Genomic DNA, 2,566 nt, shown 5'->3' with positions numbered 1-2,566 from the left:
TCAGCAAAGTTCAGGGTTTTGGGGGTTAGAGGCATGCTCTCTGAGAATGGGCCGCAATTTTGAGGAAAAACCGGCTGGCCAACGGGGGTTATCAACCCGGGGATCCCCCATTCGCGCAAGTCAGCTGGCCAGCGCTATGAGGGTGGTGTAAATCCCTTGGAGGGACGCAGTGGCCTGGCTCCAGAGGATGTGGGTTAACGACCACCTATCCAGACCCATGGCCCCGCACAACAGCAGCAGATACAGGTTGGCAAACGTGAAGAGCGAGGCCGCCCGATCTCGGTCGCAGGGATCCTGCAGCAACTGCACCGCCTTCCAAACCAAGAGGGATCCCAGCAGCGCCGCCGCGCTCAGATAAAAGGATCCCAGCATTCCCAATGGGTAAACCAGCAACAGGCTGACCGGAACCATCAGCAGCGCGTAGAGCAAAATCTGTGCGGCAGTGAGTCTTTCGCCTGCTACCACCGGCAGCATCGGCACCCCGGCACGGGCATAGTCTTCCCGCTTCAGAATGGCCAAAGCCCAGAAGTGGGGTGGAGTCCACAAAAAGATGATGGCGAACATCACCCACGCGGCCCAGCTGAGCTCGCCTGTGGTTGCTGCCCAGCCCACCAAAGGTGGGATCGCTCCTGCCGCTCCACCGATGACAATATTTTGCGTGCTGGAACGCTTCAGCCAGTGGGTATAGACCCCCACATACACCAGGATCCCCGACATGGCCAAACCGGCAGCCAGCAGGTTGGTGAAAATAGCCAACAACCCAAAGGCAGTCAAAGCCAGGATCCCGGCAAAAATCAGAGCATCCTGCGCTCGGATTCGACCGGAAGGCAAGGGGCGATGACGGGTTCGCTCCATCATCCGATCGATATCGGTGTCATACACCATGTTGATGACGTTGGCTGCCGCCGCCGCCATTCCTCCCCCCAAAAGGGTGATGAAAAACCTGAACGGGTCGGTGTTGCCTGCCATCCACATGGCCCCAGCCGTCGTCATCAGCAAGAGGGCGATGATCTTGGGCTTCACCAACTGGCTGTAGCTGCGCAAAACCTGGACAAGCGCCTGGCGCTCGCACCCCAGAGCACATGGGCTCTGCTCAGAGGGGATCCCCCCCATCGGGTTCTGGTAGGAAGCCTGACGGTCGACTAAAACGCTATCTTGCATGAAATTCACTCACCGGTCATTTCTGCGGTCATGGCCATCCACTGGCCTTCTTCCCCCTGGGTTCGCATTCGCCAGGCCAGCACCGTAAAACCCAGCAGACAGGCCAGCAAAGCTGCCCCCATCATCTGATGGGCCACCGTTAGGGGTTCTACCTGCAGCCGGTAATGATAGGTCAAAACACCGATCCCCACCTGGGCCAACAGCAGGCCAACAGACCCATGGCCCAAGAACTTGAGAAGGCGGGGGATCCGCTTGCGCCGCAGCCCGGTGGCCACCGCTACCGCCAACACCCCAAGGGTGGCCGGAGCAACCCCCAGCAAGTGGCTATTCATCACCCAGCACAGCTCGCCGGCAGCAAAGCATTGATGCAAAGCCCATTGGGAGGCCACCAAGGCGCCCAGAAGGCTCTGGACATACACCAGCAGCACCGCCCCCAAGCCCAGCCAAGGCAAGTAGCCGACGGAAAATGGCCCTTCACCCAGTCGCAGCGGCAGGATGGAGTCCTTAGAACCGGCTCTTGTCCAGATCAGTAATCCCAGGGTGAGCAAAGTGGCAAAAAACAGCAGGCCCGTGCCCAAGTGGGCCGTCACGATATCAAAGCGCAGCAGCTCCGTGACCGTCAGCCCACCCAGGATCCCTTGCGTCAAGACCAGAACAAAAGCCCAGCTCAAACCCCAGGGCAGCCAAGTGGGCAATGCCTGACGCTTCAGCCAAGCAAACCCCATCAGAACCAGCGTAGCCAAGCCTACCCCAGAAGCCACCATGCGGTGAAACCATTCCAAAAAGACTTGTAGGTTCATCTGCTGGCTGGGCACAATTGCCCCGTAGCAAAGGGGCCAATCTGGACAGGACAGCCCAGCATTCATGACGCGGGTGGCACTGCCCAACCCCATTAACAGCCAAGTGGCCAATGCTAACCCCAGTAGGGCTTGCCCCATGCGCCGGGAAAGCTTGCCCGAAGGCACGGGATCCCGCCGGGAAGAAGGTTGGGATTGATGAAAGATCGAAGAATCCATTGCAGTTGAAGGCATATCAAAGACTGGGCTGACGGCTCGAGCATCTGCACTGAAAAAGAGGCTGGGCTAAAAAAGCCTAGCCGGCTTGGTATCGGGCCATCTGGAAACAAAGACGCAGGTTACTCGCTGACTATTCCTCGAAGCCAATCCTAAATGCGGTTTTGTGGCTGGCGAAGGCTTTTTAAGAATTTCTTTCTCGGCGCACAGGTGTTCCGAATCCTAGGCACCTCTGGGAAGTCAAGCCAGCAGACCAATCCTTTTCCCCCTGGGAGAGGGGTCGCGGCAGCGGCGCGAAGCGTTTGGGCGGCAACGGGAGTGTCTCAATCTCGTTTGGAATGACTACAATGCGTAAACTACCCGACTCCGACCGCTAAGCGGTACGGAGCGGG

Annotated in this window: 2 protein-coding genes; both read right to left on the bottom strand. The window is 58.5% G+C overall.

What is annotated here, in order from left to right; genetic code table 11:
• Positions 1–120: 120 nt before the first annotated feature.
• Complete coding sequence (locus tag NW843_RS13550) at positions 121–1,113, bottom strand: heme o synthase (RefSeq protein WP_414523213.1); 993 nt, start codon at positions 1,111–1,113, stop codon at positions 121–123.
• A gap of 53 nt (positions 1,114–1,166) precedes the next feature.
• Positions 1,167–2,177 (bottom strand): COX15/CtaA family protein, encoded by a 1,011-nt coding sequence (locus tag NW843_RS13545; RefSeq protein ID WP_414523212.1) that lies wholly within the window; start codon positions 2,175–2,177, stop codon positions 1,167–1,169.
• Between the last annotated feature and the right edge of the window lie 389 nt (positions 2,178–2,566).

The sequence above is a fragment of the Synechococcus sp. R5-12 genome (assembly GCF_047502655.1).
In the GTDB taxonomy this organism is placed as follows: Bacteria; Cyanobacteriota; Cyanobacteriia; order Thermostichales; family Thermostichaceae; genus Thermostichus.
This window is presented reverse-complemented; position numbering and strand designations above follow the sequence as displayed.

Bases quoted from the DNA above. Each gene is read 5' to 3' on its own strand.
- NW843_RS13550 (WP_414523213.1), bottom strand. From the start codon at position 1,113: ATGGGGGGGATCCCCTCTGAGCAGAGCCCATGTGCTCTGGGGTGCGAG.
- NW843_RS13545 (WP_414523212.1), bottom strand. From the start codon at position 2,177: ATGGATTCTTCGATCTTTCATCAATCCCAACCTTCTTCCCGGCGGGAT.